We start from the raw sequence: 26,133 nt of genomic DNA, 5'->3' as shown, positions 1-26,133 counted from the left end.
CGGTTCCACGCGGCGCCAGGCTGCTGTGGTTTTTAAAGTAGCTTTAGATTAGCAGACTCTTTCCAATAGTCTCATTGTATTTTCTTAAGATAACTTACATTCCAATTAGGAAAGTTAGATGTCTTGGGAGTATCTTCTCGCAAAGGCAGGTGGGGAGCGCATTAGGTATAATGCATCCTTGCAGCATCCATCTTTAAGGAATTCCCCACCATGTTCAGTTACCGCCACGCCTTCCACGCCGGCAATCACGCCGATGTGCTCAAGCATTTCGTGCTGGTCCAGCTGCTTCAGTATATGAATCAGAAGGACACCGCTTACAGCTACATCGACACCCATGCCGGCGCGGGCGTGTATGCGCTGGACGGCAATTTCGCCTCCAAGAACGCCGAGTACGAAACCGGCATCGGTCCGCTGTGGGAGCGCACCGACCTGCCGCCGGCGCTGGCCGAATACGTGGACCTGATCAAGGCCATGAACCCGAGCGGCAAGATGCGCTACTACCCCGGCTCGCCGTACTGCGCCGACCAGGTGGCGCGCGAGCAGGACCGCCTGCGCCTGTACGAGCTGCACCCGGCCGACTCCAAGATCCTGACCGACAACTTCCGCAAGCTCGACGAGCACAAGGCGGCGCAGGGCATCCGCTCCGCCGTGCGCGGCAAGCGCGTGCTGGTGACGCGCGGCGACGGCTTCCACGAACTGAAAGGCCTGCTGCCGCCGCCGTCGCGCCGCGGCGTGGTGCTGTGCGACCCCCCCTACGAGGACAAGCAGGACTACCGCAAGGTGGTGGACATGCTGAACGACGCCACCAAGCGTTTCCCCGCCGGCACCTACGCGGTCTGGTACCCCATCCTGCAGCGCATCGAGGCGCGCAACTTCGCCGAGCGCATGAAGCACATCAAGGGCACCGAGTGGCTGAACGTGACGCTGACCATCCGCACCCCGGGCCCGGACGGCTTCGGCGGCCTGCACAGCAGCGGCATGTTCATCGTCAACCCGCCGTTCACGCTGGAAGCCACGCTCAAGGAAGTGCTGCCCTACCTGGTGGAAGTGCTGGGCGAGGACGCCGGCGCCGGCTTCGTGCTGGAAACCGGCAACGCCGCCACCGCGCCGCGCGCCGCTTCGCTGCAGCAGGCCGAGAACAACCCACGCGGTGGCTTGCGCGCACCGGTTTCGCCGCGCGCCATCGGCCCCGGCGGCAGCTTGCGCGGCAATAACGCGCCTGCGCCGCGCGGCAGCCTGCGCACCTCGTCGCGTCCCGGCACGCCCGGCGCCGGTACTGGTACGGGCCGTCCCGGTTCGCCCGGCGCCAGCTACAGCCGTCCGGCCGGCGCCAAGCCGGTCGCCAAGCTGGGCACCGACGGCCCGCGCACCGGCGCTCCACGCAACACCAAGCCGCGCCGTCCTTAATTTGCGTTAATAAATGTTGGCAAGACTCTATCAATGGGTATAGTCTTAGCATAACAACGCAGATTGGGGCAGCCCATGACCATTGCTTCGCCGCTACAGATAGCGCCGGCCCTCGCCAACCATTTTTACCTGGCGCGCCAGCCCATACTCAACCGCAGCCAGCGCCTGGTTGCCTACGAGCTGTTGTTCCGCAACGCGGATACGGACCGGGCCGACGTCACGGACGACGCCGCCGCCACCGCCTCGGTCATCGCCCACGCTTCCGAGCTCGGCATGGGGCAGGTGGTGGGCGACCAGATGGCCTTCGTCAACGTCGACACCGTGGGCCTGATGAGCGACTTCATCCGCTTCCTGCCGAACGACAAAGTCATTCTCGAAATCCTGGAAACCGTGCAAGCCACGCCCGCCGTTGTCGAGCGCGTGCGCGAACTGAAGGAGGCCGGTTTCCGCTTCGCGCTGGACGACGTGGTGGCCGAGTCCGAAGACGTCAGCACGCTGCAGCCGATGATGGACGTGATCAAGGTCGACGTGCACCACATGGAGCCGGCCCGCCTGAGCGCGCTGGCCGGGTCCATGCGCAACTCCAGCCAGAAGCTGCTGGCCGAAAAGGTCGAGACGATAGAAGAGTTCCAGCAATGCATGGACCTCGGCTTTGAATACTTCCAGGGCTATTACTTCGCCCGTCCCGTGATCCTGAGCGGCAAGAAAATCACGCCGTCCCAGCTCTCCATTCTCAACCTGCTGAACCTGCTCAACTCGGACGCCGACCAGCGCGAGATCGAGCACAGCGTCAAGCACGACCCGCTGATCACGCTCAACCTGCTGCGCTTGGTGAATACCCCGGCGGTGGGCGCGCGCTTCCGCATCAACTCGGTGGGCCATGCGCTGATCGTGCTGGGCCGCCGCCAGCTGCAGCGCTGGCTGCAGATACTGCTCTACGTGCGCACCGGGCAGAAGCCCGAGTTCGACTCGCCCCTGCTGCAAATGGCCACCACGCGCGGCAAGACGCTGGAGCTGATGGTGGAGCGGCTGCGCCCCGGCCAGCGCACCAGCGCCGACATCGGCTTCACGGTGGGCGTGATGTCGCTGATGGATACGCTGTTCTCAGTGCAGATGAGCGAAATCCTCGACAGCGTGAACGTGCTGGACGAGGTGCGCGGCGCCTTGCTGACGCGGCACGGCGACTACGGCCGCCTGCTCACGCTGATCGAGCACAGCGAGCGGCTGCAGGACGGCGATCCGGCCGTGCTGGGCCGCATGCTCGGCGACATGCATCTGTCGCCGGCCGAGCTGTACGCCATCCAGGTAGCGGCCTACGAGTGGGTCAACGACTACACCAGCGGCATCCACTGACAGTGCATTATTGGCCGAAGGCCTTGCGCTCGCCCTTGAACCACGCCGCCAGTGCGGCGATGAAATCTTCAATATGGGACTTGTCGCCCGCCTTCAGGCCGTGGCCGGCGTTCCTGTATTCGATGAACTGGAAATCCTTCGCGGGCCGCTGCGCAAAATAGCGCTTCAGCAAGCGGCCCGACTCCACCGGCTCGGCGTCGTCCTGCTCGCCCATGGCAACCACCATGGGAATGTCGAGCTGCGCGTATCCGGCCAGCGGATCCTGGAACAGGTGCGAGCTCCAGTAGGCGTAAGGGTGGCCGAAGAATTCCTTGCTCAGGGAGTCTGGCTCCCCGGCGATGGCGGCGAACTCCGCTTCCAGCCGCTTTCTGGTGAAGTCCGCATACGGCGCCACGCCGCGGTCGGCGAAGACCAGGAAACCGTCCGCCTGCTTCATGCCGCCGGCGCCGATGACGGCCAGCCAGCCGATTTTCCTGCTGCGCGCGGCGACCATGGGCGCAACCTGGCCGCCTTCCGAAAAGCCGAGTATGGCCAGCGAGCGCTCCCCGGCCGCCTGCAGGCGCGGCTCCTGCGCAATGAACTCCAGCGTGTCCGCCACGCGGCGGCCCAGCGTATCGGCGCGGTTGTAGGCCTCGGAGCAGGTGCCGGGTTCGCCGCTGTCGCCTTTCGCGATATGCGGTTTTTCCAGGAAGTACAGGTCCAGGGAAGCGGGGTAGTTCTTGAAGTACTTGGCAAAGCGTCCGCTGTAGTCGTTGCAGCCGGAGCCGCTCACCAGCACGATGGCGGGCGAGCCGGCGGGCGCTTCGGTGTCGTGCAGGCGGTAGTAGCGGCGCGCTTCGCCCTTGATCTGTATGCTGGCCTCGTCGAGCAGGCGTTCGGCGCGGGCCGGTGCGGCGGCGCCTGCGGCCAGCAGGGCGGCCAGCAGGACGAGCAGCAGCGCGGTCCGTGTCGGGCGCTTGCCGGCCGCCGTCACGCCAGCCATTCCATTTTTTGCACCGTGATCTCGGGGAAGCTGGCCAGCGGCTCCCATACTGGCAGGAAGGCGAAGCCCAGCTTGCGGTAGAAGGCCGAGGCGCGCGCATTGTCGGGCGACACGTCGAGCACCACGCGCTTGTGGCCGTCCGCCACGGCGCCGGCCTGCACCGCTTGCACCAGCGCGGCGGCGGCCGGCGTGCCACGGTAGGCGGGCTGGACCCACATGCCGATCAGATTGCACTCCTGCTGCGCGCTGACGGCGCGCGCCGCCATGCCGATGGCGTTGCCGGTCTCCGCGTCGAAGGCGAGCAGGAACTCGGTGCCGTTGCGGCCCGAGGCGCGCTCCTGCCATTGCGCGTCCGTGTAGGCGGCGGCGCTGGCGTGGCTCACGCCGAATGCGGTGGGCGCGTCCAGCAGCGCCGCGAGGCGGATGGCCTTCAGTGTTTCCCAGTCGGCTTCAGTTGTAGGTCGAATTTTCATAGGGCGGCGCGGCGGATGGTTTCTTCTTGCGCGTGAATGCGACGAGCAGGCCGAACGGCCAGGATACGAACAGCAGCGTCTGCCAGCGGGAAAACGCCTCGTATTCCTCTTCGGTATGGCTGATGTGGCTCTTGCCGCAGTAGGGGCCGTCCTGGCAGGGCTTGAACGGCGCGTCCGGGAATGTGTGGAGGCCGTACAGCAGCAAGACGATGCACCATCCGGTGACCAGCCGCGCAGCGATATCCGATAACTTCATGGCGCTCCATGCTTTGTAGAAAGACCTCTAGCTTAGCAGCAGGGGGACTCGCCAAAATTCACGGATTGTCACTATTTGTTACCGGCGGCGTCCTTACTGGCCCAGGATCAGGAACACCGTGGGTTTCTTGTGGAAGTCAGGCGCCTTGCCGGCGGCCAGCAGGCCTTTCCATTGCGCGCCCGTCATGGTGCGGATGGTTTCGGACGGCAGGCTGATGTCGGTGGCCACGCACACCAGCGTGCCGCCGGCGCAGCTGGCCACCAGCGCCTCCAGCATGGCCGCGTTGCGGTAGGGCGTTTCGATGAACAGCTGGGTCTGCTTTTCGCTGCGCGAGCGCGTTTCCAGTTCCTTGATGCGCTTGGCGCGCTGCGCCGCGTCCGTGGGCAGGTAGCCGTTGAAGGCGAAGCTTTGGCCGTTCAGTCCGCTGGCCATGACGGACAGCAGGATGGACGACGGCCCCACCAGCGGCCGCACCGGAATGCCGTGCTGGTGCGCCAGACGCACCAGGTCGGCGCCGGGGTCGGCCACGGCGGGCACGCCCGCTTCCGACACCAGGCCGGCGTCCTGCCCGGCCAGCAGCGGCTCCAGCAAGCCCAGCAGCGCCTGCTGCGGCGTGTTCACGTTCAGTTCGCTGATCTTGATTTCCTGCAGCGGGCGCGACAGCGGATGCTGTGCCCCCACCAGTTTCAGGAAGGCGCGCGCGGTCTTGGCGTTCTCGGCCACGAAGTAGCCGAGCGCGGCGGTGGTGGCCTGCACATGTTCGGGGATGACGTGGGACAGCGCCTCGGTTTCGCCGAGGGTGTTGGGGATCAGGAAGAGGGTGCCTGGCATGTTGTAGCTTCTTATTTGATGTTGAAAAAGGACACGCCGGCCCGGCGCAGCATGCCGGTCAGCGCGATCAGCGGCAGGCCGGTCAGTGCGGTCGGGTCGCTGCTGTCGATGCGTTCCAGGATGGCGATGCCCAGCGCTTCATTCTTGGCGCTGCCCGCGCAGTCGTAGGGCTGCTCGATGCGCAGGTAGGCGGCCAGCTCGTGGTCGGGCAGGTCGCGGAACTTTACGACGGTCTGGATGTCTTCTATATAGGACTCGCTGTTGCGGCCATCCCACAGGCACAGCGCGGTGTGAAACACCACTTCGCGGCCGCGCATTTTCTGCAGTTGCGCCAGCGCGGCGGCGTGGCTGCCCGGCTTGCCGATCTGCTCGTCGTCCAGCGTGGCCACCTGGTCGGAGCCTATCACCAGGCAGCCCGGGTGGTTGGCGGCCACGGCGGCGGCTTTTTCGCGCGCCAGGCGCAGCGCGGTGGCGCTCGGCGTTTCGCCGGGCAGGGGGCTTTCATCGATGTCCGGCACCGCCACGTCGAACGGCAGTTGCAGGCGGGATAACAGTTCCTTGCGGTAGGCGGAGCTGGAGGCGAGGATGAGGCGTGGGGCGGAAGAAATCTGTTCGGTAAGCATCTGGTTTACTGGCCCTGTGCGGGAAATTGTTATATGCTCTGTGCGCCGTGGTTCAGCGCTGCCGCAAGCGCCTTTGCGGCTGCGGTTTGCGTGAAAGCTTTTGACGGCTTGGTGAAAACCCTGCTATTATCGCAGGTTTTCCGGGGAATGCAGGCCATGAGTGTGATTGACGCGTTTGACTTTAGCCGCAGCAACGGAAGCCGCAGCGGCGTAACGCCGGTTGCTGAAATGGCCCGCCTGGCCAAGGAATGCGCGGATGCGTCCGGCTCTGTCACCTGGCAGGTCGCGGGCGGTACCAGCAAGCACGGCTTCCCGCAGATGCGCTTGACTGTGGACGGCACGGTGCAACTGGTTTGCCAGCGCTGCATGCAGCCGTATGCCCACCACCTGGCGTCCTCGACGCTGCTGATGCTGGGCAAGGACGACGAGCAAGCCGACGAGATCGAACAGATCGTCGATGATGAAACGGTGGACGTGATCGTGGGCACCCGCGACATGGACCTGATGTACCTGGTGGAAGATGAAGCGCTGCTGGCCCTGCCGCACACGCCGAAACACGATGTATGTCCGGATACGGTGCTGCTCGACTCTCTGCAGTCCGAGAAGAAGTCGCCGTTTGAAGGTCTGAAAGACCTCAAGAAATAAGTAAAACCCGCTATACCGAATAAGCAGTAAGTAAGGAACGTGTCAAAGCGCGTGCAGGCAGTCGAGTATTGCGAGTATTGGCATTGTGTAGTTAGTAGGGCCGGTCGTTTGATCGGCGATGGCAAATTTTGCCGCTGGGATACTCGATTCGCATGTATTTGCAGGTCGAATGTGTTAGAATTTTAGAACTTATGTATTAGGAGTCATCATGGCAGTTCAGCAGAACAAGAAGTCCCCATCCAAGCGCGGTATGCACCGTTCGCACGATTTCCTGGTTGCACCGCAACTGGGCATCGAGCCAACCACCGGTGAAACGCACCTGCGTCACCACATCAGCCCGAACGGTTTCTACCGTGGCCGTAAAGTGCTGAAGACCAAAAACGACGAGTAATCGACGTTTTTACCAGAATAAGAGCGGTGCGACGTGGTATTTACTGACGTGGCGCCGCTTTTTTCTTTTCCTCGGCGGCTAGTAGGCCAGCCTGTCAAACTTGCATCTCTGCAGCCCTGATTCATTCAGGCGCGCACTTGTCCCACAATGACAATCAAAATATCTATCGACTGCATGGGCGGAGATCACGGCCTGTCTGTCACCATTCCTGCCGCCATATCCTTTCTCAAACGTGAGGCGCAAGCCGAGCTGATCCTGGTTGGCCTGGAAGACGCTATCCGCGCGGAGCTCAAGAAGCACCACGCCGAGGCGCACCCCCGCATTTCCATACACCACGCCTCCGAGCAGGTCGCCATGGACGACCCGCTGGAGGTCGCCCTGCGCCGCAAGAAGGACTCGTCGATGCGCGTGGCGGTCGAGCAGGTCAAGGACGGCAAGGCCCAGGCCGCCGTCTCGGCCGGCAACACCGGCGCCCTGATGGCCGTGTCGCGCTACGTGCTCAAGACCATGGCCGGCGTCGATCGTCCCGCCATCTGCTCCATCATGCCCAACCAGAAGGGCGGCCCCACCTATATGCTCGACCTGGGCGCGAATGTCGACTGCGAACCGCACCATTTGCACCAGTTCGCCATCATGGGCTCGGTGCTGGTGCACGCCATGGAAGGCATCGCCCGGCCCACCATCGGCCTGCTCAACGTGGGCACCGAGGACATCAAGGGCAATGAAGTGGTCAAGCTGACCAGCAAGCTGCTGCAGGCCGACCACGAGCGCGGCGCGCTCAATTTCTACGGCAACGTGGAAGGCAACGACATCTTCAAGGGCACCACCGACCTGGTGGTGTGCGACGGCTTTGTCGGCAATGTCACCCTGAAATCGGTGGAAGGCGTGGCGCGCTTCTTCAAGGACGTGCTGACCTCCGAATTCAAGCGCAACATCTTCACCATGCTGGGCGCGCTGATTGCCAGCAGCGCCTTGAAGGCCATCAAGAGCCGCCTCAATCCGTCCCGCTACAATGGCGCCAGCCTGCTGGGCTTGCGCGGCCTGGTTTTCAAAAGCCACGGCGGCGCCGACGCATATTCATTTGAATGGGCGATCCGGCGAGCGTATGATGCTGCAAAAAATGATGTGCAGGCGCAGTTGTCGACCATGATCGCCGAGCTGATGCCACGTAGCACGGAGACTACACAGGAGCCCAGCTCCGTCACCTGAAAGTGGATGGAAACGCATGACTTTGTATAGCAAAATTATTGGCACCGGCAGCTATCTGCCTGAAAAACGAGTGACCAACGCAGACTTGGCTGCCCAGTTGGCCGCCAAGGGGATAGAGACGTCCGACGAGTGGATTTCCAGCCGCAGCGGTATCTCCGCTCGTCACTACGCGGAGCCCGAGCAGGCTTCGTCCGACCTGGCCGTGCACGCCGCGCGCCACGCGCTGGAAATGGCCGGCATGGGCATCGACGATATCGACCTGATCATTGTCGCCAGCTCCACGCCGGACTTCTTCGGCAGCTTCCCCAGCACCGCCTGCATCGTGCAGCGCAAGCTGGGCCAGACCACCAACGGCGCCGCCGTGGACGTGCAGGCCGTATGCAGCGGCTTCGTCTACGCCGTCTCCACCGCCGACGCCTTCATCCGCGCCGGCGTGCACAAGAACGTGCTGGTGATCGGCGCCGAAGTGTTCTCCCGCATCCTGAATTTCGAAGACCGCACCACCTGCGTGCTGTTCGGCGACGGCGCCGGCGCCATCGTCATGACCGGTTCGGACGAGCCCGGCATCCTGGCCACCAAGCTGCACGCGGACGGCCGCCATTCGGACATCCTGAGCATCCCGGGCAGCCTGGCCGGCGGCGCGGTGGCGGGCAGTTCCTACCTGTACATGGACGGTCCGGCGGTGTTCAAGCTGGCCGTCAGCGTACTGGAAAAAGTGGCGCACGAGGCGCTGGAGCACGCCGGCATGACGCCGGACCAGATCGACTGGCTGGTGCCGCACCAGGCCAATATCCGCATCATGAACGGCACCGCCAAGAAGCTGGGCCTGCCGCTGGACAAGATGATCGTCACGGTGGACCAGCATGGCAACACCTCGGCGGCGTCGATTCCGCTGGCGCTGGACCAGGCGGTGCGCGACGGCCGCATCAAGAAAGGCCATAACGTCATGATGGAAGGCGTGGGCGGCGGATTTACCTGGGGTGCTGTCCTTGCTCGTATGTAAGGATGTAAAATACAGCCCGTTTTAGAATTAGTACTCTAAGTCCGGGATCGGACCCGCTCGGTCTGACCCCAGAATAGGCATCTGGTTAATAACTAAGAGACAAATATGAGTAAATTTGCATTTGTATTCCCAGGCCAGGGCTCGCAAGCCATCGCCATGATGGACGGCTTCGCCGGCAACCCGGTGGTGGCCCAGACCATCGCCGAGGCGTCGGACGCGCTGGGCTTCGACCTGGGCAAGCTGATGGCCGAAGGTCCGAAGGAAGAGCTCGACCTGACCACCAACACCCAGCCCGTCATGCTGACGGCGGCCGTGGCCGTGTACCGCGCCTGGATCGCCGCCGGCGGCCAGGTGCCGTCGGTGGTGGCCGGCCACAGCCTGGGCGAGTACTCGGCGCTGGTCGCCGCCGGCGTGATCTCCTTCAAGGACGCCGTGCCGCTGGTGCGCTTCCGCGCGCAAGCCATGCAGGAAGCCGTGCCGGTAGGCCAGGGCACCATGGCCGTGGTGCTGGGCCTGTCGGACGACGACGTGCGCGCCGCCTGCGCCGAAGCCGCCGCTGAAAATGCGTCGCTGGTGGTGGAGCCGGTCAACTTCAACGCGCCTGCGCAAGTGGTCATCGCCGGCCACACCGCCGCCGTCGAGCGCGCCTGCGAAATCGCCAAGGCCAAGGGCGCCAAGCGCGCCATGAAGCTGCCGGTGTCGGCGCCGTTCCACTCCTCGCTGCTCAAGCCCGCTTCGGACCGCCTGCGCGAGTACATGGCCGGCCTGAACTTCTCGGCGCCGCAGATCGCCCTGATCAACAACGTAGACGTGGCCGTGCTGAACGATCCGGCCAGTATCAAGGACGCCCTGGTGCGCCAGGCCGCGAGCCCGGTGCGCTGGGTGGAAACCATGCAGAAAGTGGCCGCCGGCGGCATTACGCAAGTGGTCGAGTGCGGCCCCGGCAAGGTGCTGATGGGCCTGGCCAAGCGCATCGATCCCGTGCTGGTGGGCGACGCCATCACCGACCAGGAATCGCTGGAACGCGTACTGGGCACCTTCAAATAACAAGGAAGAACATGAATCTGGCAAATCAAGTTGCGCTGGTAACGGGCGCATCGCGCGGCATCGGCAAGGCCATCGCCACCGAGCTGGCCAAGCAGGGGGCGCGCGTGATCGGCACCGCCACCACCGAAGCGGGCGCCGAAGCCATTTCGGCCTACCTGGCCGAGATCGGCCCGGAAGCCGGCAAGGGCCTGGTGCTGAACGTGACGGACGCGGCGCGCTGCGCCGAAGTGATCGACGAAATCGCCAAGACCTGGGGCGCGGTCGCCATCCTGGTCAACAACGCCGGCATCACCCAGGACAACCTGGCCATGCGCATGAAGGACGAGGAATGGGACAGCGTCATCGCCACCAACCTCAGTTCGGTGGGCCGTTTGTCGCGCGCCGTGCTGCGCGGGATGATGAAAGCCAAAAGTGGGCGTATTATTAACATCACCTCGGTGGTGGCATCGTCCGGCAACCCGGGTCAAATGAACTATGCGGCGGCCAAGGCCGGCGTGGAAGGCATGAGCCGCGCGCTGGCGCGCGAGATCGGCAGCCGCAACATCACCGTCAACTGCATCGCCCCCGGCTTTATCGACACCGATATGACCAAGGCGCTGGGCGATGAGCAGCACGCCGCCTTGCTGACGCAGATCCCGCTGGCGCGCCTCGGCAAGCCGGAAGACATCGCGGCAGCGACCGCTTTCCTCGCATCGCCGCAGGCCGCCTACATCACCGGCACCACCCTGCACGTGAACGGCGGGATGTATATGAATTGATGGCGAAAATGCGGTAATTAACCGCGTTTTCACTGTCTTTTAGCAGTGATTTCGGTGCAAATAGCAGCACGCGCCGAAATTAGTTTTTCAGCGCGCAAACCTGATAAAATGCGCGCTTTCCGTAACAAACACAATGGAGCCATAACATGTCGGATATCGAACAACGCGTTAAGAAAATCGTCGCTGAACAACTGGGCGTCGCAGAAGCAGACATCAAAACCGAATCGTCTTTCGTGGACGACCTGGGTGCTGACTCCCTGGACACCGTTGAACTGGTGATGGCTCTGGAAGACGAGTTCGAAATGGAAATCCCTGACGAACAAGCTGAAAAGATCACCACCGTGCAGCAGGCGATCGACTACGCAACCGCGCACGTCAAGGCCTAAGCCTGCCCCGATCGACTCCAGGAGAATCGCTTGAGTTCTAAAAACCGTCGTGTAGTGGTCACCGGCCTCGGCTGCGTGTCCCCCGTCGGCAATAGTATTGCCGAAGCGTGGAGCGCCGTCACTGAGGGCAAGTCCGGGATTGCCAACATCACCAAGTTTGATGCGCAGCCGTTCACTACCCACTTCGCCGGTGAGGTAAAGGGCTTCAATATCGAGGATTACATCCCCGGTAAGGAAGCGCGCCATATGGATACGTTCATCCACTTTGGCATGGCGGCCGGCATTCAGGCGGTGCAGGATTCCGGCATCGTCGTCACCGAGGAAAACGCCGACCGCATCGGCGTGATCATCGGTTCCGGCATCGGCGGCTTGCCGATGATAGAAGACCAGAAGGAAGACTACGACAAGCGCGGCCCGCGCCGCATTTCGCCGTTCTTCGTGCCGGCTTCGATTATCAACATGATCTCGGGCAACCTGTCGATCAAGTACGGCATGCGCGGTCCCAACCTGGCGATCGTGACGGCCTGCACCACCGGCCTGCACAGCATCGGCGCCGCTGCTCGCCTGATCGAGTACGGCGATGCGGATGTGATGGTGGCCGGCGGCGCGGAATCGACCGTGTCGCCGCTGGGCATGGGCGGTTTCGCCTCGGCCCGCGCGCTGTCCACCCGCAATGACGACCCTGCGACCGCTTCGCGGCCGTGGGACCGCGACCGCGACGGCTTCGTGCTAGGCGAGGGCGCCGGCGTCATGGTGCTGGAAGAGTACGAACACGCAAAAGCGCGCGGCGCCAAGATCTATGCAGAAGTGCATGGTTTTGGCATGACCGCCGATGCTTACCACATGACGTCGCCGCTGGAAGATGGCAGCGGCGGCAGCAAGGCAGTGATTGCCGCCCTGAAGAACTCCGGCCTCAACCCGGATCAGGTGCAGTACGTCAATGCCCACGGCACGTCGACCCCTTTGGGCGACCAGGCCGAAGTGGTCGGCATCAAGCGCACCTTCGGCGATCACGCCAAGCAGATGGTGGTGTCCTCGACCAAGTCGATGACCGGCCACTTGCTGGGCGGCGCCGGCGGCCTGGAATCGGTGTTTACGGTATTGGCCATCCACCATCAGGTGGTGCCGCCTACCATTAACATCTTCAACCAGGATCCTGCGTGCGACCTGGACTTCTGCGCCAACGTGGCGCGCGACATGAAGATCCAGTATGCGGTGAAGAACTCGTTCGGATTCGGCGGCACCAACGGTAGCCTCGTGTTCGGAAAAGTTTGAACTTTTTAGCCTCGCTCCGGTCGAACCGGAGTGAGCGCTGAGACGGTGCCGGCGCCCGCCGGCACCTGTCGCCCGGCTAGGCCGGCGCTTCTGCTGTACCCATCCCATTGTTGGCACCCCCAGGCTTAACGCGTCATGTCGATTGCGGTGACTGCTGTCGTGCGTCCATCTTTTTGCCTGCGCCTGCTGCAGGCGGGCTTTGCCGCGTGCGCGCTGGCGGTGGCCTGCTTGCAGCCGCCCTGGCTCGCTATTTCTTGCGCTGCGGCAAGCCTGTGGGCCTTGCATTGCGCACTGCGCGGGATCAAAACGCATCGGCTTGATATTTCCGGTATTGGGCAAATCCGGCTGGCGGTATACCTGCTGTCAGCGGATAGCACGGCGCCAGTGACGGTGGCCCTGCAGGCCGGGTCGGCCTGCTGGCCGTGGCTGCTGTTGCTGCGGCTGCGCCAGGACAGCGGCGCGGTCACGGTGCTGCTGGTGCTGCCCGACAGCGTGGCGGCCGGGCAGTTCAGGGCGCTGTCCCTGGCCTGCCGGGCCTGCGCGGCAAAAAAACTTTGAACTTCTTGCCGCGCGCTTGTTCTATAGCAGTAAGAGCTGGCGCGCTGCGGAATACCGGGGAACAGCTGCAATGACAGAGCGCGAGAGCGATCAGTTGCTGGTCGAGCGGGTCCAGGCGGGGGAGCGGCAGGCGTTCGACTTGCTCGTGACCAAGTATCAGCGTAGGCTGATGAGGCTGGTTTCGCGCATTGTGCACGACCCTGCGGAGGCGGAGGATGTGGTCCAGGAGACGTTCATCAAGGCATACCGCGCCATCCGGCGTTTTCGGGGCGACTCGGCCTTTTATACCTGGCTGTACCGCATTGGCATCAACACCGCCAAGAATTTCCTGGCCAGCCAGAACCGCCGCACGCCGACCTCCACCGAGAACGACGCCGAGCAGGCCGAATCGTTCGACAGCGGCGAGCAGTTGCGCGACATCAATACGCCCGAGTCGGTGCTGGCCAGCCGGCAGATCGCGCGCACCGTGAATGCGGCCATGGACGCGCTGCCGCTGGATTTGCGCACCGCCATCGTGCTGCGCGAAATCGAGGGGCTGAGCTACGAGGAAATCGCGGACATCATGTCCTGCCCGATCGGCACCGTGCGCAGCCGCATCTTCCGCGCGCGCGACGTGATCGCCGAGCGGCTCAAGCCGCTGCTGGACATACCGCTGGACAAACGCTGGTAAGCAAACGGGAGCGCCGATGGAAACGCTGAAACCACTGCACGAACTCATCTCCGCCATGGCCGACGGCGCGCTGGCCGCCCACGAGGCCGAGCTGGCGCTGGCCGCGCTGACCGAGCCGGAGGGCAGGGCGGCCTGGCAGGCCTACCAGCTGATCGGCGACGCCCTGCGCAGCGACGCCTCCGGCGCCGAGCTGAGCGATGGTTTCAGCGCGCGCCTGGCGGCCCGGCTCGACGTCGAAGTCTCTCCCTCGCCCCCGCCCGCGCCAGCGCCCGGTCGCGCCGCGCCCGCTCCAGCGTCCGAACAGGCGCCCGCCGGCGTCCATGGCGCCGCGCCCGCCCTCGCGCAGCCGGCCGCCGCTTCCCCGGCGCAGGCCCTTGCTACGGGCGCCGCTTCCGCGCCGGCATTGGCGCCCGCGCCCGCATCTTCCCAGGCGCCGGCCGCATCCCCGGCCCTGGCCGCTGCCGTGCCGGACACGGCCGTTTAAACGCCCCTCTTGAAAAACCTTGCCGTTCGCAATATCTTGTGCGAGCGGCAACGGCCGTTTTCGCTTATATTGACTGAATATCCGCTGAACCCACACGCACGATAACCTCCATGAAAAACAATTTCCCTGCAGGTAGTAAAACCGTATCCGCGCTGGCGCTGAGCGCGGCTGTCCTGTTTGCCCCGGCCGTGGCCGGCCTGGCGCCGCTGGCGCAGGCCGCCGCGCCGGTGGTGGCCGGTTTGCCCGACTTTGCCGACATGGTTGAAAAAGTCGGCCCGGCCGTGGTCAACATCCGCACCACCGAGCGCCTCAAGCTGAGCCAGGGCCGCAACGGCCAACCCGGCGAAGAAGAAATGCAGGAATTCCTGCGCCGCTTCTTCGGCGGCGCCATGCCCACCCCGCGCCAGCCCGGCCAGACCCCGCGCGGCCGCCGCGGCGCGCCGCAGCAGGACGACCAGGAAGTGCAGCGCGGCGTCGGCTCCGGCTTCATCACCACGGCGGACGGCTACGTGCTGACCAACGCCCACGTGGTCGACGGCGCCGACGAGGTGTATGTCACGCTGACCGACAAGCGCGAATTCAAGGCCAAGGTGCTGGGCGCGGACGCTCGCACCGACGTGGCCGTGCTGAAAATCGAAGGCAGCAAGCTGCCCTATCTGACCATAGGCGATTCCGGCAAGATCCGCGTGGGCGAATGGGTGGTGGCCATCGGCTCGCCGTTCAACCTGGAAAACACGGTTACCGCCGGCATTATTTCCGCCAAGTCGCGCGACACCGGCGACTACCTGGCCCTGATCCAGAGCGACGTGGCGGTGAACCCCGGCAATTCCGGCGGCCCCCTGATTAATATGCGAGGCGAGGTGATCGGCATTAATTCCCAGATCGCCACCTTGTCCGGCGGCTACAACGGCATCTCCTTTGCCGTGCCGATCGACGAAGCCATGCGCGTGGCGGACCAGCTGAAGAAATCCGGCAAGGTCACGCGCGGACGCATCGGCGTGCAGATCGGCCAGCTGAGCAAGGAAGTGGCCGAGTCGCTGGGCCTGAAGGAAGCGCAGGGCGCCGAGGTGACCATGGTGGAGCCGGGCGGTCCGGCCGACAAGGGCGGCATCAAGGCCGGCGACATCATTTTGAAATTCAACGGCGCGCCCATCAGCCGCTCCACCGACCTGCCGCGCATGGTGGGCGGCACGGCGCTGGGCAGCAAGGCCGTGGTGACCGTGTGGCGCAAGGGCCAGCAGGTGGACATTCCCGTCACCGTGGTGGAACTGGAGGCGGACAAGACCGCCGCCAAGGCCAGCCCGGCCGAGAAGAAGAAAAAGGCCGAGGAACCGGCCAACGCGCTGGGCTTCAAGGTGGCCGACCTGAGCGCCGCGCAGAAGAAGGAGCTGGCGGTGGAGGGCGGCGTGATGGTGGAGGCCACCGAAGGCGCCGCCGCCAACGCCGGGCTGCGCGAAGGCGACGTGCTGCTGCAGATTAACAATGTGGAGATCAAGGACGCCAAGCAGTTCAACGCCGTGGTGGCCAAGCTCGACGCCAAGCGCGCCCACGTGGTGCTGGTGCGGCGCGGCGAGGTGGCGCAGTTTATCTCCCTGCGGCCCGCCGCGAAGTAATAGCGGCGCTTGGCGGGTTAGTGCGCAGCACGTAACCCGCCGGCTCCGCACTAGACCCATGCACTTCACCCTCTACTCCCGCTCCTACTGCCACCTGTGCCAGGACATGCTGGACGCGCTCAACGCCCTGCAGACGCCCGAACGCCCCTTCACGGTCGAGGTCATCGACGTGGACGCCGACGACGCCCTGGTGGCCCGTTTTGACGAGCTGGTGCCCGTCCTGTACGCCGATTTGAACCAGCCCGAACTGTGCCACTACTTCCTCGACGAAAGCGCGGTGAAAACCGCTTTGGCATAAAACCGGGCTTTCCCCTCTGAAATCCGGTAAAATGCCGGGTTTGGAAGCTCTTGTTTCCTTGCTGTGATAGTAATAAAAAGCGCTCGCCAGGGGCCATCGTCCCGCCTGGAGCGCTACTCGCCACGTCCCTACACGCTTTTAGATTTGTTTAATGAACAACATACGCAATTTCTCCATCATCGCCCACATCGACCACGGTAAATCGACCCTGGCCGACCGCATTATCCAATTGTGCGGCGGCTTGTCCGAGCGCGAGATGGAGTCGCAAGTGCTCGATTCGATGGATCTGGAGCGCGAGCGCGGCATCACCATCAAGGCCCAGACCGCTGCGCTGCAGTACAAGGCGCGCGACGGCAAGATCTACAACCTGAACCTGATCGACACCCCCGGCCACGTCGACTTCTCCTACGAAGTCAGCCGTTCCCTGTCCGCCTGCGAAGGCGCGCTGCTGGTGGTGGACGCCTCGCAGGGCGTGGAAGCGCAAACCGTGGCCAACTGCTACACCGCGCTCGACCTGGGCGTGGAAGTGGTGCCGGTGCTGAACAAGATCGACCTGCCGAACGCCGACCCTCCGAGCGCCATCGCCGAGATCGAAGACGTGATCGGCATCGAAGCGGGCGACGCCGTGCATTGCTCGGCCAAGACCGGCATGGGCGTGGACGACGTGCTCGAATCCATCATCGCCAAGGTGCCGCCGCCCAAGGGCGACCCGGACGCGCCGCTGCAGGCGCTGATCGTCGACTCCTGGTACGACGCCTACGTGGGCGTGGTGATGCTGGTGCGCGTGGTCAACGGCACGCTGAAGCCCAAGGACCGCATCAAGCTGATGGCCACCGACTCGCTGCAGCTGGTGGAAGACGTGGGCGTGTTCGCGCCGCGTTCGCTGTCGCTGCCGCAGCTGTCGGCCGGCCAGGTGGGCTTCATCATCGCCGGCATCAAGGAACTGAAGGCCGCCAAAGTGGGCGACACCATCACCCTGGCCAACCGCCCGGCGCCCGCGCCTCTGCCCGGCTTCAAGGAAGTGCAGCCGCAGGTGTTCGCCGGCCTGTTCCCGGTGGAAGCCAACCAGTACGACGCCCTGCGCGACGCGCTGGAAAAACTGAAACTGAACGATGCCGCGCTGATGTACGAGCCGGAAGTGTCGCAGGCGCTGGGCTTCGGCTTCCGCTGCGGCTTCCTGGGCCTGCTGCACATGGAAATCGTGCAGGAGCGCCTGGAGCGCGAGTTCGACCAGGACCTGATCACCACCGCGCCCACCGTGGTGTATGAAGTGGTGATGCGCGACAACAGCATCGTCAAGGTGGACAACCCGTCGCGCATGCCGGAAACCACCAAGATCAACGAGATCCGCGAGCCTATCGTCACGGTCAACCTGTACATGCCGCAAGAGTACGTCGGCTCGGTGATCACGCTGTGCATCGGCAAGCGCGGCGTGCAGATGGACATGAGCTACCACGGCCGCCAGGTCAAGCTGGTGTACGAAATGCCGATGGGCGAGATCGTGCTGGACTTCTTCGACAAGCTGAAGTCCACCTCGCGCGGCTACGCGTCGATGGACTACGAGTTCAAGGAATACCGCACCTCCGACGTGGTCAAGGTCGACATGCTGATCAACGGCGAGAAGGTCGACGCGCTGGCCATCATCGTGCACCGGTCAAACAGCGCCTACCGCGGCCGCCAGGTGGCGGCCAAGATGCGCGAACTGATCCCGCGCCAGATGTTCGACGTGGCCATCCAGGCCGCCATCGGCGTGAACGTGATCTCGCGTGAAAACGTGAAGGCGCTGCGCAAGAACGTGCTGGCCAAGTGCTACGGCGGCGACATCAGCCGTAAGAAGAAGCTGCTGGAGAAGCAGAAAGCCGGTAAAAAACGCATGAAACAGGTGGGCTCGGTGGAAATTCCACAAGAAGCATTCCTGGCAATCTTACAAGTGGACGATAAATGAACCTGCAAGCTGTGCTGAGCAATTTCGCCTTGATCCTGTTTATCCTGATGGTGATAACGGGAGTGATCTGGTTTCTGGACGTGTTCTACCTGGCCAAGCAGCGCCGCGCCGCAGCGGACCGCGCGCTGGCCGAGTACGACGCCCGCACGGCCAAGCTGACCGCCGACGGCATCAAGATCGACAACGCGGCCAACCGCGCCGGCATCGAGGCGGCGCACTTGCGCCAGCCTACCTGGATCGAATACTCGGGCAGCTTCTTCCCGGTGATCGCGCTGGTGTTCTTCCTGCGCTCCTTCCTGTACGAGCCGTTCAAGATTCCGTCCTCGTCCATGGTGCCGACCCTGCTGGTGGGCGACCTGATCCTGGTGAACAAGTTCACCTACGGCGTGCGCCTGCCCATCATCAATAAAAAAGTCATCGAGCTGAACGACCCCAAGCGCGGCGACGTGATGGTGTTCAAGTATCCGCGCGACATGAGCCAGGACTACATCAAACGGGTGATCGGCGTGCCGGGTGATAAAATCACCTATGAAAACAAGAAGTTGACGGTGAACGGCAAGGCCATTGAGTACGCGCCGCTGGACGACTACCTGAACGAGGACAGCCTGCAGTACTCCAAGCAGGCCAAGGAAAACCTGAGCGGCGTCGAGCACCGCATCATCGCCACCGAAGGCGCGCCGTCGGTGAACGTGCCGCAGGTGATGGATTTCCCGCACAGCGAAGCGTGCAGCTACCGTTCCGAAGGTTTTACCTGCGTAGTGCCTGCTGGCAACTACTTCATGATGGGCGACAACCGCGACAACAGCCTGGACAGCCGTTACTGGGGCTTTGTGCCGGACAAGAACATCGTCGGCAAGGCTTTCTTCGTATGGATGAACCTGAGCAATCCGCTCAAGCGCATCGGCAGCATTCAATAAACGACGAGGGGTAGAGATGCAAGGTTTGCAAAAACAACGCGGTATTTCGCTGGTCGGCCTGATCTTCGCCATCGCCGTGCTGGCCGGCATCGGCCTGCTGGCCTTGCAGATCATTCCCACCTACTCGGAATACCGCGCCATCTCGGCCGCCATCGTCAAGGCCAAGGCCGCCGGCAGCACGCCGCAGCAAATCCAGGAGTCGTTCAGCAAGAGCGCCGAAGTGGGCTACATCAGCTCCATCAGCGCGCGCGACCTGATCATCAGCCGCGAAGAGGGCGGCCTGGAAGTGAGCTTTGCTTACGACAAGAAAATCCCCCTGGTCGGACCGGCCAGCCTGTTGCTGGAGTATGCCGGCACCACGTCGAAATCGGGTGGCGCGCCAGCGAAACCCGACGCCGACGGCAAATAAACACGAGAGTCTATGAATTTACAGTTATTGCAAACACGGTTGGGGTACACGTTCCAGGATGCTGGCCTGTTGCAGCAAGCCTTGACGCACCGCAGCCACAGCAGTTTGCATAACGAACGGCTGGAATTCCTGGGCGACTCCATCCTGAACTGCGTGGTGGCCTCGATACTGTACGAGCGCTACAGCGGCATCGACGAGGGCGACCTGTCGCGCCTGCGCGCCAACCTGGTCAAGCAGCAGTCGCTGTACGAGATCGCACAGAAGCTGGAACTGTCCAACTTCCTGCGCCTGGGCGAAGGCGAACTGAAATCGGGCGGCTTCCGCCGTCCGTCCATCCTGGCCGACACCCTGGAAGCGCTGCTGGGCGCCATCTTCCTGGACACCAGCTTCGACGCCGCCGCCAAGGTGATACGCGCCTTCTACATCCCCATCCTGGACTCGGTGGACCCGCAAACCCTGGGCAAGGACGCCAAGACCCTGCTGCAGGAATTCCTGCAAGCCAAGAAGATCTCGCTGCCGCTGTACAATGTGGTAGCCACCCACGGCGCCGCGCACAGCCAGGAATTTGAAATTGAATGCCTGGTGCCCAAGCTGGGCATCCAGGTCTACGGCCGTGGCGGCAGCCGCCGCGCCGGCGAACAGGCGGCGGCCAAGCTGGCGCTGGAAGTGGCCGAGCAGGCCTTGCAGAAAACGCCGGCCGCCAGCCGCAAGCCGCGCCAGCGCGGCGCACAGCTGAAACTGGCCGGCATCGCCACCATCCAGGGCGACGCAGCGCAGGAGCAGAGTCACGAGCAGAACGGCCCCAAGGGCAAAGCCGCTGGCGATGGCAAGCTCGCCAAACATTGAACAAGGTAACACCATGAACACCCCAACCATTCCGGCCGCAGGCGCGGAAACCCCTGCCGGCTTCCGCTGCGGCTACATCGCCATTGTCGGCCGCCCCAACGTGGGCAAGTCCACGCTGATGAATATGCTCATCGGCGCCAAGGTCAGCATCACCTCGCGCAAGGCGCAAACCACGCGCCACCGCATCACCGGCATCCAGACCCTGGACGACGCGCAGTTCATCTACATCGACACGCCGGGCTTCCAGACCCGCCACTCGAACGCGCTGAACAAGACGCTGAACAAGACCGTCACCAACACGCTCGACTCGTCGGACGTGATCCTGTACGTGATCGAGGCGAACAACTTCGGCCCGGCCGACCAGCAAGTGCTGGACCTGCTGCCCAAGACCGTGCCGGTGATCCTGGTGATCAACAAATCCGACCGCGCCAAGGACAAGGCCGTGCTGCTGCCGTTCGCGCAGCAGGTGGCGGCCAAGCACGACTTCGCGGCCGTGGTGCCGGTGTCGGCCAAGCTGCGCTTCCAGCTGGACGGCCTGCAGAACGAGATCAAGCGCCTGCTGCCGGAGAACGACCCGATCTTCGGGCCGGACGACATCACCGACCGCAGCGAGAAATTCCTGGCCTCGGAAATCGTGCGCGAAAAGCTGTTCCGCTTCGTGGGCGACGAGCTGCCTTACACCAGCACCGTGCTGATCGAGAAGTTCGAGCAGGAAGGCAATCTGCGCCGCGTCTTCGCCGCCATCCTGGTCGAGCGCGACACGCACAAGTCCATGATCATCGGCAACAAGGGCGCGCGCCTGAAAGAGGTGTCCTCGCAGGCCCGCCTGGACATGGAAAAGCTGTTCGGCGGCCCCGTGTACCTGGAGATCTGGGTCAAAGTGAAGTCCGGCTGGGCCGACAACGAAGCCGGACTGCGCGCCTACGGCTACGAGTAAGCCCATCAGCGCGATGTCCGACGCCGCCATAGCTGAACCCGTCAAGCGCGCGCGCGCGCCGTCGCGCGAGCGCACGGTGGGCACCCGCGTGGCGGATCAGCCGGCCTTCGTGCTGCACAGCTATCCCTACAAGGAAACCAGCCTCATCATCGACATGCTGACGCGCGACTTCGGCCGCGTCGCCGTGATCGCCAAGGGCGCCAAGCGCCCGCACTCGCAGCTGCGCGGCGTGCTGCAAACCTTCCAGCCCCTGTCCGCCGGCTTCGTCGGCAAGAATGAACTGCGCACCCTGACCGGCGCCGAGTGGGTGGGCGGCATGCTGCCGCTCGAAAAGACCGCGCTGCTGTGCGGCTTCTACCTGAACGAGCTGCTGGTCAAGCTGCTCGCGCGCGACGACGCCCATCCCGCCCTGTTCGACCATTACGTCGCCACGCTGAACCAGCTGGCGCATAATGAACCCGCGCCCATCGTGCTGCGCAAATTCGAACGCGCGCTGCTCAAGGAGACCGGCGTGGCCGCCGACCTCACGCGCTGCACCGCCACCCGCGCGCGCGTGCAGGCGGACGTGGTCTACGTGGTGGACCCCGAGCGCGGCCCGCGCCCCGAGCGCGCGGACGACATTGCGCCGCGCGTGTCCGGCAAGACGCTGCTGGACATGGAATGCGAAGATTACCAAGACGCCGCCACGCAGGCGCAAAGCAAACAACTGATGCGCTTTCTGCTCGCGCATCACCTGGGAGGCGCGCCGCTGAACACGCGCCAGATACTGATAGACTTATTGCAGCTTTAACCTTGCAGCTATAGACGATATATGAGCTTCCTGTACCCGTCCGGCCCCGTCATCGACCTGGGCATCAACATCGACCACGTCGCCACGCTGCGCAACGCGCGCGGCACCACCTATCCGGACCCGATCCGCGCCGCGCTGATGGCCGAGCAGGCCGGCGCCGACTGCATCACCCTGCACCTGCGCGAAGACCGCCGCCACATCAAGGACGCCGACGTCATCGCGCTGGCGCCGCAGCTGGTCACGCGCATGAACCTCGAAGCGGCAGTCACGCAGGAGATGCTGGACTTCGCCTGCATGATCAAGCCGGCCGACGTGTGCCTGGTGCCGGAGAAGCGCACCGAGGTGACCACCGAAGGCGGCCTGGATGTGGCGGGCCACTTCAGCGACGTGCAGGCGGCGGTGAAGCAGCTGCAGGCCGAAGGCATCCGCGTGTCGCTGTTCATCGACGCCGACGAGCAGCAGATCGCCGCCGCCGCCGAAGCCGGCGCGCCGGTGATCGAACTGCACACCGGCCGCTATGCCGACACCGAAGGCGCCGAGCAGGCCGCCGAGCTGGAACGCATCAAGGCCGGCGCGCTGTTCGGCGTGCAGCGCGGCCTGAAGGTGAACGCGGGCCACGGCCTGCACTACACCAATGTGCAGGCCATCGCCGCCATTCCGGACATCGCGGAACTGAACATCGGCCACGCCGTCGTGGCCCATGCCGTCTTCGTCGGCTGGGAAAACGCCGTGCGCGAAATGAAGGCCATCATGACCTCGACGCGTGTCGCCGCCACGGCGGCGCGGTTCGGCGGAAAATGATCTTCGGCATCGGCACCGACATCTGCCAGATCGGCCGCATCGCCGACGCGCTCGCGCGCAGCGAGCGCTTTGCCGACAAGGTGCTGGGGCCGGAGGAGCTGGAGATCTACCGCGCGCGCAAAGCCGTCAGCCCGGTGCGCGCGCAGCGCTTCGTGGCCACGCGCTTCGCCGCCAAGGAAGCCTTCGGCAAGGCCATCGGCACCGGCGTGGCCGGCCCCATGACGCTGCGCAACGCGCAGCTGCTCAATGAAGGCAGCGGCAAGCCGGTGATGGTGTGCAGCGGCACGCTGGCCGAATACATGCAGCAGCACCGCCTGTCCTCGCACGTGACGGTGAGCGACGAGGTGGATTACGCCGTCGCCTTTGTTATCATCGAACAGGCGCCGTAAGCCCGTAAAGCAATGACTGAAGAAACCATCGATCCGCGCGAGCAGGTGCTGGCCACCGTCGCCAAGCTGCCCGGCCTGCCGGGCGTGTACCGCTATTTCGACGCCAACGACAATGTGCTCTACGTGGGCAAGGCGCGCGACCTGAAAAAGCGCGTGTCGAGCTACTTCCAGAAAAACCTGGCCAGCCCGCGCATCGCCATGATGGTCGAGCGCATCGCGCGCCTGGAAACCACGGTCACGCACAGCGAGGCCGAAGCGCTCATCCTTGAGAACAACCTGATCAAGGCCCTGCAGCCGCGCTTCAACATCCTGTTCCGCGACGACAAGTCCTATCCCTACCTGAAGATCACCGGCGACGCCGTGCCGCGCATGGTCTACTACCGTGGCTCGGTGGACAAGAAGAACCAGTACTTCGGCCCCTTCCCGAACTCGTGGGCGGTGAAGGAGTCCATGCAGATACTGCAGAAGGTGTTCCTGCTGCGCACCTGCGAGGACAGCGTGTACGCCAACCGCACGCGCCCCTGTTTGCTGCACCAGATCGGCCGCTGCAGCGCGCCCTGCGTGGACCTGATCGCACCGGAAGACTACAAGGTCGACGTGGAAAACGCCGCGCGCTTCCTGCGCGGGCGCACCAGCGAAGTGATGGAAGACCTGGAGAAGAAGATGCACGGCTACGCGGCCGAGCTCAAGTTCGAGCAGGCCGCCTCGGTGCGCAACCAGATCCAGTCGCTGGCCAAGGTGCTGCACCAGCAGAGCATGGAAACCACCGGCGACGCCGACGTGGACATCATCGCCGTGATCGTGCAGGGCGGCCGCGCCTGCGTCAACCTGGCCATGGTGCGCGGCGGGCGCCACCTGGGCGACCGGGCCTATTTCCCCAGCCACTTCGTCGACGCGGCGGCCATCGCCGAAGCCGCGCCGGAAGTGGAGGTGCTGAGCGCCTTCCTGGTGCAGCACTACACCGAGAAATTCATCCCCGGCACGCTGATACTGAATATCGAATACGACCAGCCGGAGCTGATGCTGGCGCTGCAGGAGCAGTGCGGCCACCGCATCAACCTGATCTTCCAGCCCCAGGGCCAGCGCCGGCAGTGGCTGGAACTGGCGCAGAAGGGCGCCGAGATCTCGCTGGCGCGGCTGCTGTCCGAGCAGGGCTCGCAGCAGGCGCGCACGCGCGCGCTGGCCGACGCGCTCACGCTGGAGTCGGACGACCTGGACACGCTGCGCGTGGAGTGCTTCGACATCTCGCACACCCAGGGCGAAGCCACGCAAGCGTCGTGCGTGGTGTTCCACCACCACCAGATGCAGAACGGCGAATACCGCCGCTACAACATCAACGACATCACCCCGGGCGACGATTACGCCGCCATGCGCCAGGTGCTGATGCGCCGCTACGAGAAAGTGGCCAACGGCGACGGCGTGATGCCGGACGTGGTGCTGATCGACGGCGGCAAGGGCCAGGTGGAGATGGCGCGCCAAGTGTTCTCCGAGCTGGGGCTGGACATCAGCCTGATCGTCGGCGTGGCCAAGGGGGAAGGGCGGCGCGTGGGCCTGGAGACGCTGGTGTTCGTGGACGGGCGCGCGGCGCAGGAGCTGGGCAAGGAATCGGCCGCGCTGATGCTGGTGGCGCAGATCCGCGACGAGGCGCACCGCTTCGCCATCACCGGCATGCGCGCCAAGCGCGCCAAGACGCGCCAGACCTCGCGGCTGGAGGAAATCGAAGGCATAGGCGTGAAACGGCGCCAGAAGCTGCTGGCCCGATTTGGCGGCCTGCGCGGCGTGGTCAACGCCAGCGTGGAGGATTTGATGTCGGTTGACGGCATTTCCAGCGCCTTGGCCGAAGAAATCTACAAACAGCTGCACTAAGGGCGCGCGTTCGCTGGTGCTAAGCACGGCGGCAAGGTAGACTAGCGGCGCGTTGATAAAAATTAACTAGCCTCAGAGCCGCAGTCACTATGCCTTTCAATATCCCGATTTTACTGACCTGGTTGCGCGTAGCGCTCATTCCGCTGGTGGTGGGCGTGTATTACCTGCCGCCGGCCTGGCTGCCGGTGAGCGACCGCAACTTGGGCGCCACGCTGGTGTTCATCGTGGCCGCCATCACCGACTGGTTCGACGGCTTCCTGGCCCGCCGCTGGAACCAGACCTCGGCCTTCGGCGCCTTCCTCGACCCCGTGGCCGACAAGCTGATGGTGGCCGGCGCCTTGCTGGTGCTGGTGCAGCTGGACCGCTGCAACGCCATCATCGCCTTCATCATCATCGGCCGCGAGATCACCATCTCGGCGCTGCGCGAGTGGATGGCGCAGATTGGCGCGTCGAAGTCGGTGGCGGTGAACTCCATCGGCAAGATCAAGACCGCCGCCCAGATGACCGCCATCCCCATGCTGCTGTTCCACGACATCCTGTTCGGCGCCGTGGACACCCATTTCTGGGGCGAGAAGCTGCTGTGGGTGGCCGCCGTGCTGACGGTGTGGTCCATGCTGTACTACCTGCAGAAGGCCTGGCCGCTGATCAAGGAAAAGAGCGGCATGCTGGAATCGAAATAAATCATTTAGCTTTGCAAGTTTTCACTCTTGACAGGCCGTCCCCATGGTCTATAATGCTGGCCTGTTGTTGATAACAACGCGCAGCAAAAAGCGAAGCGGGAGTAGCTCAGTTGGTAGAGCGCAACCTTGCCAAGGTTGAGGTCGAGAGTTCGAGACTCTTCTCCCGCTCCAGTTTGCAGTGCGAGAATGTTTCTGCGATAATGCGGTTCCTAACGCGGGAGTAGCTCAGTTGGTAGAGCGCAACCTTGCCAAGGTTGAGGTCGAGAGTTCGAGACTCTTCTCCCGCTCCAG

The 26,133-nt window shown here is 64.0% G+C and carries 30 protein-coding genes and 2 tRNA genes; 27 read left to right on the top strand and 5 right to left on the bottom strand.

The genetic code is table 11. The features are described from left to right. Positions 1 to 210: 210 nt before the first annotated feature. The gene (locus AC07S4_RS23505; RefSeq protein WP_494988926.1) at positions 211 to 1,407 is read left to right on the top strand and encodes a 23S rRNA (adenine(2030)-N(6))-methyltransferase RlmJ; all 1,197 of its coding nucleotides are present in this window, start codon (positions 211 to 213) and stop codon (positions 1,405 to 1,407) included. A gap of 75 nt (positions 1,408 to 1,482) precedes the next feature. Then, positions 1,483 to 2,760, top strand: coding sequence for an EAL and HDOD domain-containing protein (locus AC07S4_RS23500; protein WP_494988925.1), 1,278 nt, complete (start codon positions 1,483 to 1,485; stop codon positions 2,758 to 2,760). Positions 2,761 to 2,767: 7 nt separating this feature from the next. Here the strand turns inward: AC07S4_RS23500 and AC07S4_RS23495 are convergent, their stop codons facing one another. The 5 genes from AC07S4_RS23495 to AC07S4_RS23475 form a co-directional block, all read right to left on the bottom strand. Then, complete coding sequence (locus AC07S4_RS23495; protein ID WP_494988924.1) at positions 2,768 to 3,742, bottom strand: alpha/beta fold hydrolase; 975 nt, start codon at positions 3,740 to 3,742, stop codon at positions 2,768 to 2,770. Continuing rightward, on the bottom strand, positions 3,730 to 4,215 hold the full coding sequence (locus tag AC07S4_RS23490) for a GNAT family N-acetyltransferase (RefSeq protein ID WP_494988923.1): 486 nt from the start codon (positions 4,213 to 4,215) through the stop codon (positions 3,730 to 3,732). The genes AC07S4_RS23495 and AC07S4_RS23490 overlap by 13 nt, the downstream gene beginning before the upstream one ends. Further along, on the bottom strand, positions 4,193 to 4,471 hold the full coding sequence (locus AC07S4_RS23485) for a hypothetical protein (RefSeq protein WP_494988922.1): 279 nt from the start codon (positions 4,469 to 4,471) through the stop codon (positions 4,193 to 4,195). Before AC07S4_RS23485 ends, AC07S4_RS23490 begins: the two co-directional genes overlap by 23 nt. Before the next feature lie 93 nt (positions 4,472 to 4,564). After that, entirely contained in the window at positions 4,565 to 5,302 is a 738-nt protein-coding gene (locus AC07S4_RS23480; protein ID WP_494988921.1) for an SAM-dependent methyltransferase, read from the bottom strand. 11 nt (positions 5,303 to 5,313) lie between these two features. After that, positions 5,314 to 5,925: a Maf-like protein gene (locus AC07S4_RS23475; protein WP_494988920.1), complete on the bottom strand. Its 612-nt coding sequence runs from the start codon at positions 5,923 to 5,925 to the stop codon at positions 5,314 to 5,316. A 156-nt stretch (positions 5,926 to 6,081) separates the two neighbouring features. Here AC07S4_RS23475 and AC07S4_RS23470 point away from each other — a divergent pair, with 156 nt between their 5' ends. From AC07S4_RS23470 to AC07S4_RS23350, 25 genes are all read left to right on the top strand, one after another. Further along, positions 6,082 to 6,570: a YceD family protein gene (locus tag AC07S4_RS23470; protein ID WP_494988919.1), complete on the top strand. Its 489-nt coding sequence runs from the start codon at positions 6,082 to 6,084 to the stop codon at positions 6,568 to 6,570. A gap of 208 nt (positions 6,571 to 6,778) precedes the next feature. Beyond that, on the top strand, positions 6,779 to 6,961 hold the full coding sequence (gene rpmF, locus AC07S4_RS23465) for a 50S ribosomal protein L32 (RefSeq protein WP_008449924.1): 183 nt from the start codon (positions 6,779 to 6,781) through the stop codon (positions 6,959 to 6,961). A gap of 147 nt (positions 6,962 to 7,108) precedes the next feature. Further along, on the top strand, positions 7,109 to 8,170 hold the full coding sequence (plsX, locus tag AC07S4_RS23460) for a phosphate acyltransferase PlsX (protein WP_494988918.1): 1,062 nt from the start codon (positions 7,109 to 7,111) through the stop codon (positions 8,168 to 8,170). A 16-nt stretch (positions 8,171 to 8,186) separates the two neighbouring features. Next, positions 8,187 to 9,173, top strand: a complete 987-nt coding sequence (locus AC07S4_RS23455) for a beta-ketoacyl-ACP synthase III (protein ID WP_494988917.1) — start codon at positions 8,187 to 8,189, stop codon at positions 9,171 to 9,173. 105 nt (positions 9,174 to 9,278) lie between these two features. Continuing rightward, positions 9,279 to 10,220, top strand: a complete 942-nt coding sequence (fabD, locus tag AC07S4_RS23450) for an ACP S-malonyltransferase (protein ID WP_494988916.1) — start codon at positions 9,279 to 9,281, stop codon at positions 10,218 to 10,220. Between the two features lie 11 nt (positions 10,221 to 10,231). Next, positions 10,232 to 10,978 carry a 3-oxoacyl-ACP reductase FabG gene (gene fabG / locus AC07S4_RS23445; RefSeq protein ID WP_057158026.1) on the top strand — a complete coding sequence of 249 codons (747 nt, stop codon included), beginning with the start codon at positions 10,232 to 10,234 and terminating at the stop codon, positions 10,976 to 10,978. A gap of 146 nt (positions 10,979 to 11,124) precedes the next feature. Next, positions 11,125 to 11,364 (top strand): acyl carrier protein, encoded by a 240-nt coding sequence (gene acpP, locus AC07S4_RS23440; protein WP_055936274.1) that lies wholly within the window; start codon positions 11,125 to 11,127, stop codon positions 11,362 to 11,364. Positions 11,365 to 11,394: 30 nt separating this feature from the next. After that, the gene (gene fabF, locus AC07S4_RS23435; protein WP_494988915.1) at positions 11,395 to 12,639 is read left to right on the top strand and encodes a beta-ketoacyl-ACP synthase II; all 1,245 of its coding nucleotides are present in this window, start codon (positions 11,395 to 11,397) and stop codon (positions 12,637 to 12,639) included. A gap of 135 nt (positions 12,640 to 12,774) precedes the next feature. Further along, positions 12,775 to 13,197 (top strand): protein YgfX, encoded by a 423-nt coding sequence (locus AC07S4_RS23430; protein WP_494988914.1) that lies wholly within the window; start codon positions 12,775 to 12,777, stop codon positions 13,195 to 13,197. Positions 13,198 to 13,267: 70 nt separating this feature from the next. Beyond that, complete coding sequence (gene rpoE / locus AC07S4_RS23425) at positions 13,268 to 13,867, top strand: RNA polymerase sigma factor RpoE (RefSeq protein WP_494988913.1); 600 nt, start codon at positions 13,268 to 13,270, stop codon at positions 13,865 to 13,867. A gap of 16 nt (positions 13,868 to 13,883) precedes the next feature. Beyond that, entirely contained in the window at positions 13,884 to 14,351 is a 468-nt protein-coding gene (locus AC07S4_RS23420) for a sigma-E factor negative regulatory protein (RefSeq protein WP_494988912.1), read from the top strand. Between the two features lie 110 nt (positions 14,352 to 14,461). Continuing rightward, positions 14,462 to 15,964: a DegQ family serine endoprotease gene (locus AC07S4_RS23415; protein ID WP_494988911.1), complete on the top strand. Its 1,503-nt coding sequence runs from the start codon at positions 14,462 to 14,464 to the stop codon at positions 15,962 to 15,964. Positions 15,965 to 16,022: 58 nt separating this feature from the next. Then, complete coding sequence (locus tag AC07S4_RS23410) at positions 16,023 to 16,262, top strand: glutaredoxin family protein (protein ID WP_494988910.1); 240 nt, start codon at positions 16,023 to 16,025, stop codon at positions 16,260 to 16,262. A gap of 151 nt (positions 16,263 to 16,413) precedes the next feature. Beyond that, positions 16,414 to 18,207: a translation elongation factor 4 gene (gene lepA / locus AC07S4_RS23405; RefSeq protein ID WP_228893333.1), complete on the top strand. Its 1,794-nt coding sequence runs from the start codon at positions 16,414 to 16,416 to the stop codon at positions 18,205 to 18,207. Continuing rightward, positions 18,204 to 19,124, top strand: a complete 921-nt coding sequence (gene lepB, locus AC07S4_RS23400) for a signal peptidase I (protein WP_494988909.1) — start codon at positions 18,204 to 18,206, stop codon at positions 19,122 to 19,124. Before lepA ends, lepB begins: the two co-directional genes overlap by 4 nt. Before the next feature lie 16 nt (positions 19,125 to 19,140). Continuing rightward, the gene (locus AC07S4_RS23395) at positions 19,141 to 19,533 is read left to right on the top strand and encodes a DUF4845 domain-containing protein (protein WP_494988908.1); all 393 of its coding nucleotides are present in this window, start codon (positions 19,141 to 19,143) and stop codon (positions 19,531 to 19,533) included. A 12-nt stretch (positions 19,534 to 19,545) separates the two neighbouring features. Then, a complete protein-coding gene (gene rnc, locus AC07S4_RS23390) occupies positions 19,546 to 20,379 on the top strand; it encodes a ribonuclease III (RefSeq protein WP_228893332.1) in 834 nt (277 codons plus the stop codon). Between the two features lie 13 nt (positions 20,380 to 20,392). Then, positions 20,393 to 21,316, top strand: a complete 924-nt coding sequence (era, locus tag AC07S4_RS23385; protein ID WP_494988907.1) for a GTPase Era — start codon at positions 20,393 to 20,395, stop codon at positions 21,314 to 21,316. A 13-nt stretch (positions 21,317 to 21,329) separates the two neighbouring features. Next, the gene (gene recO / locus AC07S4_RS23380) at positions 21,330 to 22,106 is read left to right on the top strand and encodes a DNA repair protein RecO (protein WP_494988906.1); all 777 of its coding nucleotides are present in this window, start codon (positions 21,330 to 21,332) and stop codon (positions 22,104 to 22,106) included. A 21-nt stretch (positions 22,107 to 22,127) separates the two neighbouring features. Beyond that, positions 22,128 to 22,907 (top strand): pyridoxine 5'-phosphate synthase, encoded by a 780-nt coding sequence (pdxJ, locus tag AC07S4_RS23375; protein ID WP_494988905.1) that lies wholly within the window; start codon positions 22,128 to 22,130, stop codon positions 22,905 to 22,907. Next, positions 22,904 to 23,296 carry a holo-ACP synthase gene (gene acpS, locus AC07S4_RS23370; RefSeq protein WP_494988904.1) on the top strand — a complete coding sequence of 131 codons (393 nt, stop codon included), beginning with the start codon at positions 22,904 to 22,906 and terminating at the stop codon, positions 23,294 to 23,296. The genes pdxJ and acpS overlap by 4 nt, the downstream gene beginning before the upstream one ends. A 12-nt stretch (positions 23,297 to 23,308) precedes the next feature. Then, entirely contained in the window at positions 23,309 to 25,162 is a 1,854-nt protein-coding gene (gene uvrC / locus AC07S4_RS23365) for an excinuclease ABC subunit UvrC (RefSeq protein ID WP_494988903.1), read from the top strand. An 89-nt stretch (positions 25,163 to 25,251) separates the two neighbouring features. Further along, on the top strand, positions 25,252 to 25,842 hold the full coding sequence (gene pgsA / locus AC07S4_RS23360) for a CDP-diacylglycerol--glycerol-3-phosphate 3-phosphatidyltransferase (protein ID WP_161075453.1): 591 nt from the start codon (positions 25,252 to 25,254) through the stop codon (positions 25,840 to 25,842). Positions 25,843 to 25,937: 95 nt separating this feature from the next. Then, a tRNA-Gly gene (locus tag AC07S4_RS23355) sits at positions 25,938 to 26,013 on the top strand. 43 nt (positions 26,014 to 26,056) lie between these two features. Further along, positions 26,057 to 26,132: transfer RNA gene (locus AC07S4_RS23350), tRNA-Gly, on the top strand. Position 26,133 lies beyond the last annotated feature (1 nt).

The organism is Pseudoduganella sp. GW821-FHT05F09 (assembly GCF_059419605.1).
The sequence above is the reverse complement of the archived record's forward strand: the minus strand, read 5'-3'. Positions and strand labels throughout refer to the sequence as shown.

What these genes read in the sequence shown, in the direction of transcription:
- AC07S4_RS23505 (WP_494988926.1), top strand. Translation starts at nt 211, where the DNA reads ATGTTCAGTTACCGCCACGCCTTCCACGCCGGCAATCACGCCGATGTG.
- AC07S4_RS23500 (WP_494988925.1), top strand. Translation starts at nt 1,483, where the DNA reads ATGACCATTGCTTCGCCGCTACAGATAGCGCCGGCCCTCGCCAACCAT.
- AC07S4_RS23495 (WP_494988924.1), bottom strand. Translation starts at nt 3,742, where the DNA reads ATGGCTGGCGTGACGGCGGCCGGCAAGCGCCCGACACGGACCGCGCTG.
- AC07S4_RS23490 (WP_494988923.1), bottom strand. Translation starts at nt 4,215, where the DNA reads ATGAAAATTCGACCTACAACTGAAGCCGACTGGGAAACACTGAAGGCC.
- AC07S4_RS23485 (WP_494988922.1), bottom strand. Translation starts at nt 4,471, where the DNA reads ATGAAGTTATCGGATATCGCTGCGCGGCTGGTCACCGGATGGTGCATC.
- AC07S4_RS23480 (WP_494988921.1), bottom strand. Translation starts at nt 5,302, where the DNA reads ATGCCAGGCACCCTCTTCCTGATCCCCAACACCCTCGGCGAAACCGAG.
- AC07S4_RS23475 (WP_494988920.1), bottom strand. Translation starts at nt 5,925, where the DNA reads ATGCTTACCGAACAGATTTCTTCCGCCCCACGCCTCATCCTCGCCTCC.
- AC07S4_RS23470 (WP_494988919.1), top strand. Translation starts at nt 6,082, where the DNA reads ATGAGTGTGATTGACGCGTTTGACTTTAGCCGCAGCAACGGAAGCCGC.
- rpmF (WP_008449924.1), top strand. Translation starts at nt 6,779, where the DNA reads ATGGCAGTTCAGCAGAACAAGAAGTCCCCATCCAAGCGCGGTATGCAC.
- plsX (WP_494988918.1), top strand. Translation starts at nt 7,109, where the DNA reads ATGACAATCAAAATATCTATCGACTGCATGGGCGGAGATCACGGCCTG.
- AC07S4_RS23455 (WP_494988917.1), top strand. Translation starts at nt 8,187, where the DNA reads ATGACTTTGTATAGCAAAATTATTGGCACCGGCAGCTATCTGCCTGAA.
- fabD (WP_494988916.1), top strand. Translation starts at nt 9,279, where the DNA reads ATGAGTAAATTTGCATTTGTATTCCCAGGCCAGGGCTCGCAAGCCATC.
- fabG (WP_057158026.1), top strand. Translation starts at nt 10,232, where the DNA reads ATGAATCTGGCAAATCAAGTTGCGCTGGTAACGGGCGCATCGCGCGGC.
- acpP (WP_055936274.1), top strand. Translation starts at nt 11,125, where the DNA reads ATGTCGGATATCGAACAACGCGTTAAGAAAATCGTCGCTGAACAACTG.
- AC07S4_RS23430 (WP_494988914.1), top strand. Translation starts at nt 12,775, where the DNA reads ATGTCGATTGCGGTGACTGCTGTCGTGCGTCCATCTTTTTGCCTGCGC.
- rpoE (WP_494988913.1), top strand. Translation starts at nt 13,268, where the DNA reads ATGACAGAGCGCGAGAGCGATCAGTTGCTGGTCGAGCGGGTCCAGGCG.
- AC07S4_RS23420 (WP_494988912.1), top strand. Translation starts at nt 13,884, where the DNA reads ATGGAAACGCTGAAACCACTGCACGAACTCATCTCCGCCATGGCCGAC.
- AC07S4_RS23415 (WP_494988911.1), top strand. Translation starts at nt 14,462, where the DNA reads ATGAAAAACAATTTCCCTGCAGGTAGTAAAACCGTATCCGCGCTGGCG.
- AC07S4_RS23410 (WP_494988910.1), top strand. Translation starts at nt 16,023, where the DNA reads ATGCACTTCACCCTCTACTCCCGCTCCTACTGCCACCTGTGCCAGGAC.
- lepA (WP_228893333.1), top strand. Translation starts at nt 16,414, where the DNA reads ATGAACAACATACGCAATTTCTCCATCATCGCCCACATCGACCACGGT.
- lepB (WP_494988909.1), top strand. Translation starts at nt 18,204, where the DNA reads ATGAACCTGCAAGCTGTGCTGAGCAATTTCGCCTTGATCCTGTTTATC.
- AC07S4_RS23395 (WP_494988908.1), top strand. Translation starts at nt 19,141, where the DNA reads ATGCAAGGTTTGCAAAAACAACGCGGTATTTCGCTGGTCGGCCTGATC.
- rnc (WP_228893332.1), top strand. Translation starts at nt 19,546, where the DNA reads ATGAATTTACAGTTATTGCAAACACGGTTGGGGTACACGTTCCAGGAT.
- era (WP_494988907.1), top strand. Translation starts at nt 20,393, where the DNA reads ATGAACACCCCAACCATTCCGGCCGCAGGCGCGGAAACCCCTGCCGGC.
- recO (WP_494988906.1), top strand. Translation starts at nt 21,330, where the DNA reads ATGTCCGACGCCGCCATAGCTGAACCCGTCAAGCGCGCGCGCGCGCCG.
- pdxJ (WP_494988905.1), top strand. Translation starts at nt 22,128, where the DNA reads ATGAGCTTCCTGTACCCGTCCGGCCCCGTCATCGACCTGGGCATCAAC.
- acpS (WP_494988904.1), top strand. Translation starts at nt 22,904, where the DNA reads ATGATCTTCGGCATCGGCACCGACATCTGCCAGATCGGCCGCATCGCC.
- uvrC (WP_494988903.1), top strand. Translation starts at nt 23,309, where the DNA reads ATGACTGAAGAAACCATCGATCCGCGCGAGCAGGTGCTGGCCACCGTC.
- pgsA (WP_161075453.1), top strand. Translation starts at nt 25,252, where the DNA reads ATGCCTTTCAATATCCCGATTTTACTGACCTGGTTGCGCGTAGCGCTC.